This is a genomic window from Nonomuraea sp. NPDC052116, assembly GCF_040680035.1.
GTDB lineage: Bacteria > Actinomycetota > Actinomycetes > Streptosporangiales > Streptosporangiaceae > Nonomuraea > Nonomuraea angiospora_A.
Genome location: NZ_JBFAWA010000004.1, coordinates 164040 through 180820, shown reverse-complemented (window position 1 = coordinate 180820; position 16781 = coordinate 164040). Strand labels below are relative to the sequence as shown.

Sequence of the window (16781 nt, the reverse complement as noted above, 5' to 3'; positions counted from 1 at the left end):
GGAGGACCGGCGTGGACCTGCCCACATATACGAACATCTGGCGGATCGAGAAGCGGCTCTACAAGCTGTACGACCTACGGCTGCCGATGCCGCTGCCGATCGTCTGGATCGGCGTTTTCGTCGGGGTGTTCGTTCCGTGGTCGCTCCTGCTGGTCCTGGTGGGCGTGCCGGTGGAGATGCCGTGGCACGTGCTGTACCTCGTGCCGCCCGGGATCGTGACGTGGCTGTCCACCCGACCCGTCATCGAGGGCAAGCGGCTCACCGAGCTTCTCGAGTCCCAGCTCCGCTACCTGGGCCAGCCGAAGGCGTGGTACCGCCTCGCGCCCATGTCGGAGCCCGAGACGATCACGTTCTCCGGCCGCGTCTGGCGCACCACCCCCGCGCGGGCCAAGTCGAAGGCGCCCCGCAAGGCCCGCCAGCCGCAGCGGCGGCGCGAGGGCCAGCGGATCGCCGGTCCGCGCCAGGTCCGCCCGGCCGTCGCGGCCGCTGCCGCCGCCGCTGCCCAGGCTCCCGTGGCGGAGCCGACCACCGGCCGCTGGGGCACCCGCCGCGGCACCGCGCCCGCCCTCAGGGCCCGGGTACGCGAGACGGCCCCGCCTTCGGCACCGAGGTCCGGGGTCGGTGCGTTGCGGCGCGAGGAGGCCCTTCCAGGCGGCCCTGGACGCCGCCAGGACGGTCTGCCGCCCGGCGGCCACGAGAGCCCTGAGCCTCCCACTCGGGAGTTCGTGGACGCGCGGGACGCCGCGACTCGGGATCGCGGGGACGCCCGGGACGCTGCGACTCGGGATCGTGGGGACGCGAGGGATGCCGCCGCCCGTGAACGCACGGGGCGGGGGGAGGCCACCGCCGCTCTGGCCGACGTCGGGGTCCAGGAGCCCGCTGTCGAGACGCGGGGCCGCGAAGCCGCGGCCGGGGTCCGGGGCCAGGAGGCCGCGGGCCGGGACGGGGACGTACAGGGGCTCGCCTCCGGATCGCCCGACGAGTCGCGGACCGACCGTGAGGCGGCCGGGACGGTCAGCGAGACGGAGACCCACAAGCCTGCTGCGGGGAAGCCCATCGACACCGAGGCGCTGCGGCGGTTGCGCCGGCTCGCGGCGAGCGCCGACGCCCCCGCCGAACCTTCGGGTCCCGCGGAGGGCGAGCGGCGGGACCGGGAGCGGGACGAGGAACGACACGGGGAAGGTCACGAGGAAGGACGCGGGGAGGGCCGCGGGGAAGGACGCGAGGAAAAGCGCGGAGAACGGCGCGAGGACGAGGTCGCGCGGGACCAGCACCGGAAGGGGCAGCCGCCGCGGCTGGGCCCGTCGCTGGTGCTGTCCGGCCCGCAGAGCGTCTGGCCGCCGCTCAACCCCGACGCCAAGCCGTTGCCCCGGCCCCCCGCCAGCAGGCCCGGCACAGAGTCCCCCGACACCACATCCACCGCCCCGCCCCAGCAGGACACGGCACCCGTCACAAGGGCCGACACACCGGGTGCACCGAGCGATGAGCCCAGCACGACGGCCGACGCGCCGGGTGTGCTGAGTACGACGGCCGACTCGCCGAGCACGACGGCCGGAGCTTCGGGTCCGAGCACGACAGCCGACGCGCCGGGTGCGCCGAGCACGACGGCTGACGTGCCCGACGCATCGGGCGACATGCCGGGCGCGGTCGGTGATGCGTCGGACGCGGGTGTGCCGCAGCCGGTGGCCGAGGTCACGGATGCGCGCGGTGGCGTGGACTCGCCGGGTATGGCGGACGACGGGCCGAAGGGCGACGCACCGAAGAAGGCCGACGCACGGGAGAAGGCCGGCGACGTCACGGCTGGCGACGCTGCCGAGATGCGCGACGACGTAAGTGCGCCAAGTGCGCGGGTTGCGGCGCCGAAGAGCGACGCGCCGCACTCGGTCGCTGAGGCCGCCGAAGTGCCCGGCGGTGCCGATACGCAGGAGCCGGGTGCGGCCGATGACCGGCCCGAGCGGCCCACGGCTGAGCGGCCCACCGCTGAGCGGCCCGAGCGGTCGACGGTGCGGCGGCTCGCGGCGAAGGGCGATGTGCCCGGCGCGGGCGTGCCCGGCACGCGTGGCGACCGAGGTGCGGCGATCCCTGGCACACGTGGCGACCGGAGCGGGTCCTTCCCCGGCACGCGCGGCGACCGGGGTGTGGGCGTGCCCGACGCACGCGGTCCGGCGGCCGGTGATCGGCGGGTGGCGGCGAGCGCCGAGGACGGTCGGGTTGCGGCGGCGAATGCCGGTGACTCCCGGAGCGCGGCGGCGAAGGCCGGAGATGGCCGGGGTGCGGCGAGTGCCGGTGACGGTCGGGGTGTGGAGGCGTCGCAGGAACGTGGGGGCGAGTTCGTCGCTCCCGTGCCCGTCCCCCGCCCAGGTGAAGGCCGGGTGCGGCGGGTCGAGTCCGTGGTGGGACGGGACTCCGGCGGGTGGCGGAGGATCGCGCAGGTGGTCGTCGGCGGAGGCGGGGTCAGGACCGACGGGTCCGAGATCGACGAGGCCAGGGCCAGGGGCGTGTTCGGCGGCAGCCGCAGGATCGTGGTCCTGGGCTGCACCGGCGGCGCCGGTCAGAGTACGACGGCGCTCATGCTGGGCCACACCTTCGCCAGATACCGCGACGACAGGGTCGTGGCCGTCGACGCCAACACCGGCGGCGGCACCCTGACGAGCAAGATCCAGCCGGAGACGCCCGAAACTCTCACCTCGCTGCTGTCCGGGCTCGACCGCGTCAGCGGGTATCTCACCATGCGTGGGTACACCACGAGGACCGCCTCGGGGCTCGAGGTGATCAGCGCGGACAGCGACGCGGGCGCCGAGCAGCGGCTGGCGGACCGGTCGTTCTTCTCCGACCATCGGTTGGGCGAGTCCATGCGCCTGCTGGACCGCCACTACAAGCTCGCCGTCATCGACCCGGCCGCCGCGCTGGCGGCCAGGCTCCTGCCGTACGCGGACCAGCTCGTCCTGGTGGTCCCCGCGAGCGAGGAGGCGTCGGAGGCGGTGGCGATGACGTACGAGTGGCTCGACGGGCACGGCTGCGCGGAGCTGCGCAGGCGTGCGGTCATGGTGGTCAACGGCGTGAGCAGGCGTTCGATGGCCGACGTCGAGCAGGCGGAGTCGGTGGCCAGGGGCAGATGCCGGGCCATCGTCAGGGTCCCCTGGGAGGACGGTCTGGCGCCCGAGGGCGCGGAGGTCGTCGACCCGGGGCAGTTGCGCACGGCCGGCAAACGGGCCTATCTCGCCCTCGCCGGCGTCGTGATCGCGGGCTTCGCGGCACAGGCACAGACCGTCCGACCGAGCGAAGAGGAGTTGGCGAGTGACCCCCCGGGCACGAGAATCGGTGAGCGATAAGTGAACAAGCGAGCAGGTCTGGCCCGTTCATGCGCCGAGGGGGCGGCATGAGCAGGGCGGCACGAGCGCACCAGCGCCTGGCGGTCCGGTATTTCGACGACCGCATCCTGCTCACGGACACCTCCGCATGGGCGTACTTCCGCCTTCCGACGGTCAGCTACGAGTTCGTCACACCCGACGAACGCGAGGCCCTGGCCACCAACATCACGATCGCGCTGGCCGCGATCAGGATGCCCGACGCCGAGGTCCACCTGAGGGTCGCGCACCGCACGTACCCCGCCGCCGAGTGGGCCATGGCGCTCAACGCCACCTCCGACGAGGGGCCCGGCTGGCGCGACTACCTGGAGGAGATGTACCGGCACGTCTGGGCGAAGGACTTCTGGTCCAAGGAGGTCTTCCTCGGCGTGCGGCTCGGCCCGCGCGGCAGGCAGCTCGGCGCCGGCGTGCTGTCCCAGCTCTTCGGCTTCTACCAGAAGACCGAGAAGGCGCTCGGTATGGAGGACGACCACGTCCCCGACAGCGAGATCGGGCGCTGGACCGAGCAGGCCGAACGCCTCGGCAGGGCGCTCACGTCGAGCGCCCTGTACGCCAGGCACGCCACCTCCGTCGAGGTGGCGTGGCTGTTCCAGCACGCGGCCTCCGGCGCGCTCGGCGACCCGCCGCCGTCGGCCAGCCCGAAGCGGCGCTGGGGCAAGGGCGAGATCGAGTCGCTGGTCGAGGGGGAGATCCACAACGGCAGGTCGCTGCTGCGCATCGTGCAGCCGCAGGGCGACTCGTACGTGGCCTACCTGTCGTTCGCGAGGTTCCCCGACCTCATGCCGTTCCCGGACGGCGAGCCGTGGATGCACTTCGCGGACCAGCTCGCCTTCCCCGTGGAGATCTCGTCGCGGATGCGGCTGATCCCGCCGGTCAAGGCGTCCAAGGACGTCGCGCGCAAGCTCGCGCACGCCCGCGACATGGACCACCACATCCGCGAGGCCGGCGCGGAGGCGCCGCTGGCGCTGGCCGAGCAGATCGACGCGGCCCGCATGCTGGAGCACGGCATCACGAAGGAACGGCTGCCCTTCGTGTACGGCTGGCACCGCCTGATCGTGTCGGCCCCCACCGAGGACATCTGCGTGCAGCGCGTCGAGGCGGTCGTCGAGCACTACCGCGACATGGGCATCGACGTGGTCAACTCGACGGGCGACCAGTTCTCGCTGTTCTGCGAGACGCTGCCGGGCGAGAAGGTACGCGTCAACGCCTACGCGCAGCGGCAGCCCCTGCGCACCATCGCGGGCGGCATGGCCACCGCCACCGTCGACCTCGGCGACCGGCTGGGCGACGGCACCGAGGTCTGGCTCGGCCCGTACATCGGCGAGACCGTCGGCAGGGCCCGCAGCATCGTGCACTTCGACCCGCTGCTGGCGGCCACCCGAAACCGGCCGACCGCCATCGCGATCACCGGCGAGCCCGGCGGCGGCAAGACCACGCTCGCGCTGCTGATGATCTACCAGATGGCGCTCAGGGGCGTGACGGTCGCGGTGATCGACCCGAAGGGCGACGCCGAGTCGCTGGTGCGGCTGCTGGAGAAGCGGGGCCGCAAGGCCCGCATCATCCCGCTGGGGTCGGCGGCGCCGGGGCTGCTCGATCCGTTCTCGTTCGGCGACGACATCGCGGCGAAGAAGACCATGGCCACCGAGACGCTGAGGCTGCTGCTGCCCCGCATGTCGGAGGAGCGCGAGTCGGCCATGATCCAGGCGGTGGCCGCGGTCTCCAACGCGCCCGACCCGTCGCTGGGCAAGGTCGTCGACTTCCTGGAGCAGGCCGACGACCCCGCCTCGAAGAACCTGGGCGCGGTGCTGCGCTCCATGTCGGAGATGCACCTGGCCAGGCTCTGCTTCGACCCCTCGGGCGGTGACCAGATCGACAGCGAGGGCTGGACGACCGTGTTCACGCTGGGCGGGCTGACCCTGCCCGACGTGGCCACGACCAGGGACGACTACTCCTACGAGCAGCGGCTGTCGGTGGCGCTGCTCTACCTGGTCTCCCAGTTCGCGCGCAGGTTGATGAACGGCCTCGACCGGCGCGCCCCCAAGGCGATCTTCCTGGACGAGGCGTGGGCGATCACCTCCACGCCCGAGGGCGCCAAGCTGGTGCCCGAGGTCAGCCGGATGGGCCGCTCCCGCAACACCGCCCTCGTCCTGGTCTCGCAGAACGCGGGCGACCTGCTCAACGAGCAGGTGACCAACTGCCTGTCGTCCGTCTTCGCGTTCAGGTCCACCGAACGGGTGGAGGTGGACCACGTCATGTCCCTGCTCGGGGTGGAGCCGTCGGAGGAGCACAAGGCCGTGCTGCGCTCGCTCGGCAACGGCGAATGCGTATTCCGCGATCTGGATGGCAGGGCGGGGCGGATCGGAGTAGACCTGATCTCCGAGGATCTTCTCCGTTGGCTCGACACGAACCCGACGCACGACAAACCCGACGGCAACGGGCATGATGATCTTCAGGGGGGCGTGGGCAGGGCGCAGGAGGTACGGTCATGAAGATCCGGCTGTCTCGACGGCTCGCACTGGCACTGGCGCTCGTCACGAGCATTCTCGTGATGCCGATCGTGGTGGGCGGGCTGTCGGCCCCGGCCGCCGCGGCGCCCTGTGACCTGTCGGGCCCGCTCAACCCGGAGATGGTCGGCGGCGGCACCGACGGCCTGATCCAGGCGCCGGCCGTCGAAGGCGCGCCGCAGACGCCGACCACCAACTACTCCCAGTTCGGCATGAGCGGCCAGTTCTGGCACACCCACGACCTGGGCTGCTCCGACTACGTGGCCGTGCTCGGCAACATGTGGGCCAACGGCATCTTCACCGCGGCCAAGGCCATCGACCGGCTGACGATCACCACGTACCAGGCGGCGGCGACGGAGGGACCGCTCCAGGCGATCAAGGACGTGGTCGACGACATCATCACGAACCTCTCCAAGGCCATGTACTGGCCCTTCCTCCAGCCGATCGTCATCCTCGGCGCCATCTGGCTGGCCTGGTACGGGCTGATCCGCAAGCGCGCCACCACGACCGCCGAGGGCGTGATCTGGATGGTGCTCGCGGTCACCGTGGCGGTCTGGTTCCTCAGCCGTCCCGGCGACTTCACGGGCCTGGGCAAGGTCGTGACCGACAAGACCGGCGAGGTCGTCAACTCGGCCTTCGCCGGCCTGCCGGGCGCGGGCGGCGCCTCCTGCCTGCCGCCGCCCGGCGGCGCCGACGCGAAGGTCCAGGCCGGCGGCTACGCCCAGACCGGCACGCCGGGCGTCGACCAGAACGCCGACGCGCTGTGGTCCACGCTGGTCTGCAAGCCGTGGCTGGTGGGCCTGTTCGGCACCGCCGACCCGCAGCAGCCGATCGTGCGCGACTGGGGCCGCAAGGTGCTGGAGATGCAGTCGGTCCCGCGGGCCGTGGCCGGCCAGCCGGCACCCGACGTGGGCGCCCGCCAGTCGGAGTACGCCTCGCTGGCCGACAAGCTCAAGAACGACCCCGTCTACACCGTCTTCTCCGGCCGTGACTGGTCCAACCGGCTCGGCGTGGCGGTCGGCGCGTTCATCGCGGCGATCGTGGCCGGCCTGCTCATCTTCCTGGTGGCGGTCTCGCTGCTGGTGCTGAAGGTGGGCTTCCTGCTGCTGCTGATCCTCGGGCCCGTGTTCCTGCTGATCGGCGTCCATCCGGGCAGCGGCCGGATCGTCGCCATGCGCTGGGTGGAGATGCTCGTCGGCACGCTGCTCAGGCAGGCCGTGCTCACGCTGGTGCTCAGCGTCCTCGTCTACGGGTACGCGCTGATCATCTCCACGGCCATGCCATGGGGCCTGCAGGTGCTGTTCATGGCCCTGCTGACGATCGCGGTGTTCTTCTACCGCAGGCCGTTCCAGCACCTGTTCGCCTCGATGAACGGCCACACGGTCACCACCCGCATGCTGGGCGAGGCGGCGAGCTCGTCGGTCCTCGAGCGGTCCGCGGGCGCGCTGCCGCCGGTCGCCTCGGCCAGGATCGGCCGCTGGGGGCTGCGCAAGGCCGAGCCGATCATCAGGGCGGCCGGCGTCGCCAACGCGGCGGGCGCCGCGGCCACGGCGGCGGCCGGCGCGGGGCAGGCCCGGGTTCGCGCCGAGGAGGGCGACGGTGTTCCCTCGGGCACCCGCGTACCGGCCACGGCCGCGCCGCTGGACACCGACCAGCAGGGCGGCAAGGCGGGCGCCAGGGCTCCGATGGAGCCGCGCAGGGGTACGGCGCCGCCGCTCAACCTGGGCACGACACCCACGCGCACGCGCGGTCCCGCGGCGGGCGGCCCCCGGGTGACCGGCGCGGCCGGTGGCACGGCCTCCGGCGGTTCCAATGGCTCAGGTGGCTCCGGCGGCGGCTCGGGCGGCGGCTGGTTCGGCGGCCGGTCCGGCGGCGGCTGGGCGTCCCGCGGCGGTTCGGCGTCGGGCTCGCGTAGTTCGTCCGGCGGGTCGCGCGGCTCCCGGTTCGGCGGCTCGGGCGGCACGCGTTCGCGCGGAAGCGGCGGCGGGCTGTTCGGCGGCGGCTCAGGTGGCTCAGGCGGCTCTGGTGGTTCCGGCGGCGGATCGCGTGGCGGTTCGGGCGGCGGTTCCCGTGGCGGTTCGGGTGGCGGCCTGTTCGGCGGCGGCGGTTCGAGGTCCAACGGCTCCACCCGGTCGGGCGGCGGCTCCAGGCCGTCCGGCGGCTCGTCCGGCTCCCGGATCTTCGGCTCGGACGAGCCCTCGTCCCGCACCTCCGAGGCCCCGCCCCTCTGGCTGCGTGGCAGCCGCAACGGCGGCTCCGGAGGCGACAGCCCGGATGTGCCGTTCTGGCTCAAGCCGAACAACCCGGACAAGGACTGAACGAACATGGTGCAGGGAGGTGACAGGCGGGGGGTGGCCTTCGCCGTCGTCGTCGTGGTCATCGCCGCGGTCGGCATCTACCTGACCATGTGGCCCGACTCGGAGGAGCAGGCCGGGCCCGGTCAGGAGCCGGCCAGGGTCGTCAGCGCGCCGGCTCCGTCGAGCACGCCGCTGGCGACCGCGAGCGCCGCCCCGTTCGACATCTACTCGTTCCTGCCGATGAAGAAGGAGCAGCTGGCCGCGACGGCGGACCTGGCCGAGCGGTTCACCGCCGAGTACGGCACCTTCAGGTACGACGAGGATCCGGCGGCGTACGCGACCCGCGTGAAGGCGTACACGACGGCCGAGCTCGGCAACGAGCTGACCAGGACCATGACCTCGGCGGGCACCGTCGAGCAGAACCGCAACGACCAGATCGTCTCCAAGGCCACGGCCAGGCTGAAGGAGATCAGGCAGATCGAGAAGAACTCCATCATCTTCGTGGTCGCCTCGGCCAGGCAGGTCACCGCCAAGAGCGGTAACCAGACGGCTCAGGAGGAGTACGCGGTCACGGTGACCCAGTCGGGAGCCGACTGGCGGATCTTCGACATCCGGCCTGCCACGGAGGGCCAGGAGGGGGACACCTCGGGGTGAAGCTCTCACGTACCCGGCTGGCGCTGATCATCGGCGCCGCCGGCGTGCTACTCCTGGTGGCGGTCGTCGTGTCGCCGATGCTGCTGATCTCGATGCCGTCGTTCCTCAGCGACGGCGGCACCTCGCCCGACTGCAACGACAACACGCAGGTGGAGGAGGTGTCCGACTCGGCGACGTCGGACATCCCCGGCGAATATCTGGAGTTCTACAAGCAGTACGGCAAGAAGATCGGCGTCCAGTGGAACATCCTGGCCGCCGTGGGCAAGCGTGAGACCGACCACGGCCGCTCCAACCTGCCGGGCGTCAAGAGCGGCACCAACTACGCGGGCGCGGCCGGGCCGATGCAGTTCCTGATCTCCACGTGGGGCGGCAAGGCCAGGGTCGCGATGTCGTCGAAGTTCACCGGGTACGCCTCCGACGGCGACGGCGACGGGGTGGGCGACATCTACAACCCGGCCGACGCGATCCTCGGCGCCGCGCGGATGCTCAAGCGCAACGGCGCACCGGAGAACGTACGGCAGGCGCTGTTCGTCTACAACCGGGCCTGGTGGTACGTGGACCAGGTCGAGGCGATCGCCAGGAAGTACGCCAAGTCGGGCGACGTCAAGGTGCCGCCGCAGGCTTCGGAGGAATGCGACGACTCGCTGGTGGAGGCCGCGCCGAGCGACATCGTGGCCAAGATTTTGGAATACGCGCTGGCGCAGCGCGGCAAGCCGTATCTGTGGGGCGGGACGGGGCCCGACGCGTTCGACTGCTCGGGCGTCATCTTCGCGGCGTATCGGGAGGCGGGGCTGATGATCCCGCGTACGACGTTCGGGCAGTGGCCGTTCGGCGTGAAGGTTTTAGACGGCCAGGAACAGCCAGGTGACCTGGTGTTCTTCAACGCCGGTCCGGGCACGTCCGCCGACAACCCCGGCCATGTCGGGCTCGTCGTGTCGAAGGGCAAGATGCTGGAGGCCCGGTGCCGGCTGTGCGGGCCGATCAAGGTCACCAGCTACAAGGCCCGGGACAACCGCCTCGGTTTCACCCGCCCCCTGCAGAACCCCGACGTGCTCGAGCAGTTGAAGAAGCTGCAGAATCCTACCCTGTGAATGATTTCGACACGGTCGTGGTGGCCGCGGTGATCGTCGCGTCGGGCGCTCGGGTGCTGGCCGCCCAGCGCGCCGAGCCTCCGGCGCTCGCGGGTGGCTGGGAGTTCCCTGGCGGGAAGGTGGATCCCGGCGAGAGCGAGACGGCGGCGCTCGTCCGCGAGTGCCGCGAGGAGCTCGGCGTGGAGGTCACGGTGGGTGAGCAGGTGGGCGGGGACTGGGAGCTTTCCGAGGGGTACGTGCTGCGCGTGTGGCTGTGCTCGCTGGCCTCGGGGGTCCCGGAGGCCCGGGAGCACCTGGCGCTGCGGTGGCTGGGGCCCGGCGAGTACTACTCGGTCGAGTGGCTCGGGGCGGATCTGCCCGTTATGAAGACTGTGGAGAATCTGCTCCTTTCGCGGGATTAGGTGCCTCCTCTGTGTGACAGAATGACTACCAAGAGTGACATCTGTCGCAACGGGGGAGTTGGGAGTGATGCGGCGTGGCTGGATCATTGCGGGTGCACTGATCCTTGCGGCTGTGCCTTCCGTGCCTTTGGCGGCCTCCCGGGTGTCGCTGGTGCTGGAGCGGGTGAGCACGCCCGGGGTGTGGATCAGGACGGGCGACGTCCAGCGGTTCCGGGTGCGGCTGAACGGGATGGCCGACGGGGTCAAGGTGGCGATCGCGGCCAGCCCGGCGGCGGCGCTGACGCAGGTGTCCTGCGCCTCGGCGGCGCCGGGCACGCCGTTCGCGCCCGCGCCCGGCGCGGAGGCGAGCCTGGGGGCGGCCCGGGGCGGCGTGCGGGCCGCGCGGGCGCTGGCGGCCCAGGCGCTGAGCGTCACGGGCGGCTCGGTGCTGCCGAGCGCGGTCCCGCCCGGGACGCGGGTGTGCGAGCTGGGCGACCTCACCGGTGAGCGGGAGGTGGACGTGACGCTCACCACGCCGTCGGGGGCGAAGCAGGTGGTGCTCGCGGCGGTGGCCGGGATGCGGGCCGACGCGGGCGGGCCGCTGACGACCAAGACCAAGACGGCCGCCACGCGCGTCATGGACGAGGAGCAGGGGTTCAGCGGCCCGGCGGTCCGCGTGAGCCCGGAAGAGCCGCTGCCCGGCGCGGCCCCGGGGAAGAGCCGCGAGTACGCCGAGGCGAAGGAACGACTCCTCGCCCAACTGCAACAGCCCGCCCCGCCCGCACGGGCCTGGGCGAAGGTGCAAGCCGACGCGGAGGCGCCAGAGGTCGCCGGAGCGCAGGCCAGACGCCGGTTGCTGGCCGGGGCCGGCGTGCTGCTCGAGGGGCAGTGGCCCGCCGAAGCGGCCGCGCCGCGGCGTGAGGCGGCCGGAGGGACCGCGCGCCGGCTGAAGGGCGGCGTGCCGCAGGCGCCCCGGCAGCCCCAGATGATGCCGCGGTGGCCTCAGGTCGCGCCGGGCCTTGAGCTGCCCCAAGCTGCGCCGCAGGCGCCCGGGCTGGCTCAGGCCGTTCCGCAACTGCCCGAGGGCCTGCAGCGGCTGCCTCAAGCCGCGCCGCAGTTGCCCGAGGGCCTGCAGCGGCCTCAGGCCGCGCCGCAGCTGCCTCAAGGACTCCCGCAGCTGCCTCAGGGGCTGCCGCAGGTGCCGCAGTTGCCTCAAGGTCTGCCGCAGGCGCCTCAGGGCCTGCAGCGGCTGCCGGAGGCCGTGCCGCAGCCGGTGCCCGGCGCTCCGCCCGCGCTGGTCCTGCCCGGCGCGGCGCCCCCGCTGGGGAGCGCGCCTCTCCTGCCCGGCATGGCGGCGCCGCAAGCCGCTCCAGGAGCGGCCGGGCAGCCCGCGCGCGGCGCCGAAGGTGTGGTGCCGCTGCCGTGGAACGTGGCCGCGGCGCGGAAGCACGCCCGCCCTGTCGCATGGGCGAGCCCGCTGGACGGTCCGAAGGGGCTGCCGGTGGTCGCCGGCGGCATCGGAGCGCTGCTGGGAGCCCTGTGGTTGATTGGCACGGTGCAAAGACGCCGAAAAAGCAAAACGTAGGTTAATTCGGGCTTTACTGTTACTTTGACCCGACTAGTATTCCCTTGACCAAGGTTCCGGAATACGCGGAGGGCACCGGTGGCACGCACGCGAGCGACGGCCGCGTCCGCTGTCGTCCTGGCGCTGGGCCTGGCCGGCGTCGGGGCGACACCGTTCATCGTACAGAGCGCGAGCGCTTCCGTGTCGGCGTACCAGCCGGTCGAGCCCTGTGACATCGGCGAGACGTGCGACACCACGCCGGAGACCACCGTCACGATCACCGAGACGGCGGGCACACCGGAGCCCGAGGAGCCGGAGACGACGATCACGAAGACCGTCACCTCGACTCCGACGAAGGCGAGCAAGACCCCCAAGCCGACCAAGAGCACGACGCCTCCGGCGACCACCAGCGCCCCGCCGCAGCAGAATCAGAACCCCCAGCCGCTGCCCACCCAGACGGTCGAGACGCCCCCGACCCCCTCGCAGGCCACCTCCGAGCCATCCGTCGACATGCCGGAGATCGCGTCCTCCGAGCCCGTCACGGCGCCGTCGGTGCAGCCGAGCGACACGCAGCCCGCCTCCTCCGAGGAGGTGCCGCTGGAGCTGCGGAACGCGGCGCCGGAGTTCGACCAGAAGTCGCTGACGCAGAAGCTCAGCATCCCGGCGCTGGTGCTGGTCCTGCTCGCGCTCTTCGCGGTCCTGATCTTCGAGGGACGCCTCCGCCGCATGGCCCACGTGGCGGCCGTGCGCAAGGCCGGGCCGCAGATGGGCCGGCCGGACATGCCTCCGCCTCCTCCGGGCGGCTACCCCGCGGGGCCCGGCTACTACGCCACGGCGGGCTTCCCCGCGCCCGGCTACCCGGGCGGCACGGCGTACGCGCCGATCATCAGCTTCGTCCCCGTGCAGACGTATCCGAGCGGCCCGGTCCCCGGCTACGAGGAGCACCCGTACCCGTCCCAGGGCTACGCGCAGGAGCCCCCGCCGCCGCCGGTGGCGGAGCCCATGGTGCTGCACCCGGACGAGTTCGACTCCTTCAACCACGAGCCGCCCAAGCCCAAGGAGTTCCGCGACCCGTTCGAGCCGCTGGTCCCGGCGGACCCGCCGCCGGCGGACATCCCGCCGGGCGGCGGCGACCCGTACGAGGTCCCCGGCCAGGAGCGCCCGCTCGGCGCGGTCTCGGCGTCGGAGTCCGGCGACTCGGAGCCGTGGCAGGGCGGCCAGTCCCTGTTCGACCCGCCGGACCGGAACCAGGAGCAGCAGGCGTACGACCCGCCGCCCTACCTGGCGCCCGACGCGGAGGCGACCGCCGTCCAGCCGCTGCCGCCGGAGCCCGGGCAGCCGGAGCAGACCAAGGAGATGCCGGACCCCAAGCGCAGGCGCTGGGGCCGCAAGTAGCCGGGAAACGAAATGAGGGGGGCTGGAGATCCAGCCCCCCTCATTTCGTACGCGCCTACTTGGCGCGCTTGAAGATCTTGTTGCCGAGCCACACCAGCGGGTCGTACTTGCGGTCCGCCACGCGCTCCTTCATCGGGATCAGCGCGTTGTCGGTGATCTTGATGTGTTCGGGGCAGACCTCGGTGCAGCACTTGGTGATGTTGCAGTAGCCGAGGCCGTGCTGGTCCTGCGCCGCCTCCTGGCGGTCGGCCACGTCGTACGGGTGCATGTCCAGCTCGGCGATCCGCATGAGGAACCGGGGGCCGGAGAAGTCGGCCTTGTTCTCCTCGTGGTCACGGATGACGTGGCAGACGTTGTTGCACATGAAGCACTCGATGCACTTGCGGAACTCCTGGGACCGCTCGACATCGACCTGCTGCATCCGGTACTCGCCGGGCCGGACGCCGGCCGGCGGCGTGAAGGACGGGATCTCCCGCGCCTTCTGGTAGTTGAACGACACGTCCGTCACCAGGTCCTTGATGACCGGGAACGTCCGCATCGGCGTGACCGTGATGGTCTCGTCCTCCTCGAAGGTGGACATCCGGGTCATGCAGCCCAGCCGCGGCTTGCCGTTGATCTCCATGCTGCAGGAGCCGCACTTGCCGGCCTTGCAGTTCCAGCGCACCGCCAGGTCGGGCGCCTGCGTGGCCTGCAGCCGGTGGATGATGTCGAGGACGACCTCGCCCTCGTTCACCTCGACGGTGAAGTCCTCGAGCTTGCCCTCACCGCCCTCACCGCGCCAGACCTTGAACTTCGCCTTGTAGCTCATTTCGAAATCCCGTCGAACTCGGTCATCTCTTCGTCGGTGAGGTACTTCTTCAGCTCGTCCCGGTCGAACAGGGTGATCAGGTCGTCGCGCATGCTCGACTGGAGCTTCTCCTCGACCTTGACCGTCGAGCCGTCCTCGGTGGAGCAGACGAGCAGCTTGCGGCGCCATCCCGGGTTCATCCCGGGGAAGTCGTCGCGGGTGTGCCCGCCGCGGCTCTCCTCGCGCAGCAGCGCGGCGCGCGCCACGCACTGCGAGACCAGCACCATGTTGCGCAGGTCGATGGCGAGGTGCCAGCCGGGGTTGTAGATGCGGGACCCGGCCGCGCCGACCACCTGGGCGCGCTCCTTGAGCTTCTCCACGACCTGGAGCGCCTCGGCGACCTCCTCGGCCTTGCGGATGATGCCGACCAGGTCGTTCATCGTCCTCTGGAGCTCGTGGTGGACCTCGTACGGGTTCTCGCCGTCGCGCCCCAGCGGCTCCAGCGCCTCCTGGCGGGCCTCCTCCACGAGCTCGGGCAGGACCCGGGGCCTGGCCTCCAGCGAGTCCACGTACGCCGCCGCGCCCGCGCCCGCCCGGCGCCCGAACACCAGCAGGTCGGACAGCGAGTTGCCGCCCAGCCGGTTGGAGCCGTGCATGCCGCCGGACACCTCGCCCGCGGCGAAGAGCCCCGGCACGGCCGACTCGCCGGTGTCGGCGTCCACCTCGACGCCGCCCATGATGTAGTGGCAGGTCGGGCCCACCTGCATGGGCTCGGCGGTGATGTCGACGTCGGCCAGCTCCTTGAACTGGTGGTGCATCGACGGCAGCCGCTTCTTGATCTCCTCGGCGGGCAGCCGGGTCGAGACGTCGAGGAAGACGCCGCCCTGGGGTGAGCCGCGGCCGGCCTTCACCTCGGCGTTGATCGCGCGGGCCACCTCGTCACGCGGCAGGAGCTCCGGCGGGCGCCGGTTGTTGGCCTGGTCGGTGTACCAGCGGTCGCCCTCCTCCTCCGTGGTCGCGTACTTGTCCTTGAAGACGTCCGGGATGTAGTCGAACATGAAGCGCTTGCCCTCGGAGTTGCGCAGCACGCCGCCGTCACCGCGGACGGACTCGGTGACGAGGATGCCGCGCACGGAGGGCGGCCAGACCATCCCGGTGGGGTGGAACTGGATGAACTCCATGTTGATCAGGTTCGCGCCGGCGAGCAGGGCCAGGGCGTGGCCGTCGCCGGTGTACTCCCAGGAGTTGGACGTGACGACGTACGACTTGCCGATGCCGCCGGTGGCCAGGACCACGGTGGGCGCATCGAAAAGCACGAAATTTCCGGTCTCGCGCCAGTAGCCGAACGCGCCCGAGATCCGTTCCTCGTCCTTGAGCAGCCGCGTGATCGTGCACTCGGCGAAGACCTTGATGTAGGCCTCGTAGTCGCCGTGCTTCTCGTAGTCCTCCTGCTGGAGGGCGACGACGCGCTGCTGCAGCGTGCGGATCAGCTCCAGGCCGGTACGGTCGCCCACGTGTGCGAGCCGCGGGTACTCGTGCCCGCCGAAGTTCCGCTGGCTGATCTTGCCGTCCTTGGTGCGGTCGAACAGCGCGCCCCAGGCCTCCAGCTCCCAGACGCGGTCGGGCGCCTCCTTGGCGTGCAGCTCGGCCATCCGCCAGTTGTTGAGGAACTTGCCGCCGCGCATGGTGTCGCGGAAGTGCACCTGCCAGTTGTCGGCCGGGTTGACGTTGCCCATCGCGGCGGCCGCGCCGCCCTCGGCCATGACGGTGTGCGCCTTGCCGAACAGCGACTTGCACACGATCGCCGTCTTCTTGCCCTGCTGGCGGGCCTCGATCGCGGCCCGCAGGCCGGCGCCGCCCGCGCCGATGACGACGACGTCGTATTCGTGACGCTCTGTGTTAAGCGAGTTATCCACTGAAGCTGGTCCTTACGCGTACGGGAAGGCGATGATGCCCTTGGCCACCAGGCGGACATACAGGTCGGCGCCCATGACGGAGAACATCGAGGCCCACGCGAGGGGTTGGTGCTTGGCGTTGAGCTTGGACACGAACGTCCAGGCCCGGTAGCGCAGCGGGTGGCGAGAGAAGTGGTTGAGCCTGCCCGCGGTGATGTGCCTGCAGGAGTGGCACGACAGCGTGTAGGCGTTGATCAGGACGGCGTTGACGACCAGGATCCAGGTGCCCAGGCCGATCGGCTTGTGGACGAGCGCCAGGACGGCGTCGTAGGCCAGGATGAGGCCGATCACGATGGCCGCGTAGAAGAAGTAGCGGTGCACGTTCTGCAGGATCAGCGGGAAGCGCCGCTCGCCGGTGTACTTGCCGTGCGGCTCCTGGACGGCGCACGCCGGAGGCGAGAGCCAGAAGGAGCGATAGTAGGACTTGCGGTAGTAGTAGCAGGTAAGCCGGAAACCGCCCGGCAGGCCGAGAATGAGCAGCCCGGGCGGTAGTGCGTACCAGTCGCCGAACGGCGCCAGGCCGAACAGCCGGGCTCCCTCGGGACACGACGTCGCCAGACAGGGCGACGAGAACGGCGCGATGTAGGGATCGACGAAATAGCTGTTGTCGATGATCGCCCACACGCCGTAGACAAGGAATGAGCTGAGCCCGAGGAACGTCAGCAGCGGAACAAGCCACCATCTGTCGGTACGCAGGGTGCGCACCTTGACTTGCGCTCGCTGCCTTCTGACCGGAGCGTCGGGCGTAGTCTGGGTCATCGCGGACCTCTCCACCTCCCGCGGACC

Annotated in this window: 11 protein-coding genes; 8 read left to right on the top strand and 3 right to left on the bottom strand. The window is 71.5% G+C overall.

What is annotated here, in order from left to right:
• The first annotated feature begins 11 nt into the window (after window positions 1–11).
• The 8 genes from AB0L65_RS08890 (at window position 12) to AB0L65_RS08855 (ending at window position 13253) form a co-directional block, all read left to right on the top strand.
• On the top strand, window positions 12–3332 hold the full coding sequence (locus AB0L65_RS08890; RefSeq protein ID WP_364242187.1) for a TcpE family conjugal transfer membrane protein: 3321 nt from the start codon (window positions 12–14) through the stop codon (window positions 3330–3332).
• Window positions 3333–3379: 47 nt separating this feature from the next.
• A complete protein-coding gene (locus tag AB0L65_RS08885) occupies window positions 3380–5857 on the top strand; it encodes an ATP-binding protein (protein ID WP_364242185.1) in 2478 nt (825 codons plus the stop codon).
• Entirely contained in the window at window positions 5854–8190 is a 2337-nt protein-coding gene (locus AB0L65_RS08880; protein WP_364242182.1) for a type IV secretion system protein, read from the top strand. The genes AB0L65_RS08885 and AB0L65_RS08880 overlap by 4 nt, the downstream gene beginning before the upstream one ends.
• A gap of 6 nt (window positions 8191–8196) precedes the next feature.
• Window positions 8197–8823: a hypothetical protein gene (locus tag AB0L65_RS08875; protein ID WP_364242180.1), complete on the top strand. Its 627-nt coding sequence runs from the start codon at window positions 8197–8199 to the stop codon at window positions 8821–8823.
• Window positions 8820–9914 carry an NlpC/P60 family protein gene (locus tag AB0L65_RS08870; RefSeq protein WP_364242177.1) on the top strand — a complete coding sequence of 365 codons (1095 nt, stop codon included), beginning with the start codon at window positions 8820–8822 and terminating at the stop codon, window positions 9912–9914. Before AB0L65_RS08875 ends, AB0L65_RS08870 begins: the two co-directional genes overlap by 4 nt.
• Window positions 9911–10315 carry a (deoxy)nucleoside triphosphate pyrophosphohydrolase gene (locus AB0L65_RS08865; protein WP_364242174.1) on the top strand — a complete coding sequence of 135 codons (405 nt, stop codon included), beginning with the start codon at window positions 9911–9913 and terminating at the stop codon, window positions 10313–10315. Before AB0L65_RS08870 ends, AB0L65_RS08865 begins: the two co-directional genes overlap by 4 nt.
• A gap of 112 nt (window positions 10316–10427) precedes the next feature.
• Window positions 10428–11879, top strand: a complete 1452-nt coding sequence (locus tag AB0L65_RS08860; RefSeq protein ID WP_364242171.1) for a hypothetical protein — start codon at window positions 10428–10430, stop codon at window positions 11877–11879.
• A gap of 78 nt (window positions 11880–11957) precedes the next feature.
• Window positions 11958–13253: a hypothetical protein gene (locus AB0L65_RS08855; RefSeq protein WP_364242168.1), complete on the top strand. Its 1296-nt coding sequence runs from the start codon at window positions 11958–11960 to the stop codon at window positions 13251–13253.
• Between the two features lie 55 nt (window positions 13254–13308).
• Here the strand turns inward: AB0L65_RS08855 and AB0L65_RS08850 are convergent, their stop codons facing one another.
• Genes AB0L65_RS08850 through AB0L65_RS08840 form a run of 3 tightly spaced genes read right to left on the bottom strand, consistent with a single transcriptional unit; the run spans window position 13309 to window position 16754 of the window.
• A complete protein-coding gene (locus AB0L65_RS08850; RefSeq protein WP_350725602.1) occupies window positions 13309–14061 on the bottom strand; it encodes a succinate dehydrogenase/fumarate reductase iron-sulfur subunit in 753 nt (250 codons plus the stop codon).
• A complete protein-coding gene (locus AB0L65_RS08845; RefSeq protein ID WP_364242165.1) occupies window positions 14058–15956 on the bottom strand; it encodes a fumarate reductase/succinate dehydrogenase flavoprotein subunit in 1899 nt (632 codons plus the stop codon). The genes AB0L65_RS08850 and AB0L65_RS08845 overlap by 4 nt, the downstream gene beginning before the upstream one ends.
• 12 nt (window positions 15957–15968) lie before the next feature.
• Window positions 15969–16754 (bottom strand): hypothetical protein, encoded by a 786-nt coding sequence (locus AB0L65_RS08840; protein ID WP_350725598.1) that lies wholly within the window; start codon window positions 16752–16754, stop codon window positions 15969–15971.
• Window positions 16755–16781 lie beyond the last annotated feature (27 nt).

Coding starts and splice junctions, on each gene's coding strand:
- AB0L65_RS08885 (WP_364242185.1), top strand. CDS start 3,380: ATGAGCAGGGCGGCACGAGCGCACCAGCGCCTGGCGGTCCGGTATTTC.
- AB0L65_RS08880 (WP_364242182.1), top strand. CDS start 5,854: ATGAAGATCCGGCTGTCTCGACGGCTCGCACTGGCACTGGCGCTCGTC.
- AB0L65_RS08875 (WP_364242180.1), top strand. CDS start 8,197: ATGGTGCAGGGAGGTGACAGGCGGGGGGTGGCCTTCGCCGTCGTCGTC.
- AB0L65_RS08850 (WP_350725602.1), bottom strand. CDS start 14,061: ATGAGCTACAAGGCGAAGTTCAAGGTCTGGCGCGGTGAGGGCGGTGAG.
- AB0L65_RS08840 (WP_350725598.1), bottom strand. CDS start 16,754: ATGACCCAGACTACGCCCGACGCTCCGGTCAGAAGGCAGCGAGCGCAA.